The organism is Pseudoalteromonas fuliginea (genome assembly GCF_000690055.1).
GTDB lineage: Bacteria > Pseudomonadota > Gammaproteobacteria > Enterobacterales > Alteromonadaceae > Pseudoalteromonas > Pseudoalteromonas fuliginea.
Map to the genome: position 1 here is coordinate 1 of NZ_JJNZ01000206.1, position 307 is coordinate 307.

A 307-nucleotide genomic window follows, 5' to 3' on the forward strand; every position below is an offset into this window, starting at 1 on the left:
TCAGTTATCTTTTTAAACTGGTCTTCTGGAGATAGTTTTTTGATGTCATTGAATTGAAGCCCCATGATCCCAAGGCTTTCAGTAACCTTTGTGATCTCTTCTAGCCCAGCACTCTCCCCGAAGGCATTCCGCATCTCCTCCGCGAGATCGAGAACATTCTCAGCTCCAAGCCCTGTACCTTTTAAGGCATGAGTGATCGACTCAACTGTTTCTGCTGATAACTCTTGCGCCTTGATTAGCTTTTGGGTTTCTACGGTTTGTTTGTTGATCGCTGTTGAGCCAGCTAGCGCGGCGATTGTGATAACGC

General features: G+C 46.6%; 1 protein-coding gene. It reads right to left on the reverse strand.

Annotated features, from left to right (window positions below; genetic code table 11):
- Window positions 1-307, reverse strand: a 307-nt coding sequence (locus DC53_RS22250) for a hypothetical protein (protein ID WP_033032558.1), incomplete at both ends; no start/stop codon positions are given.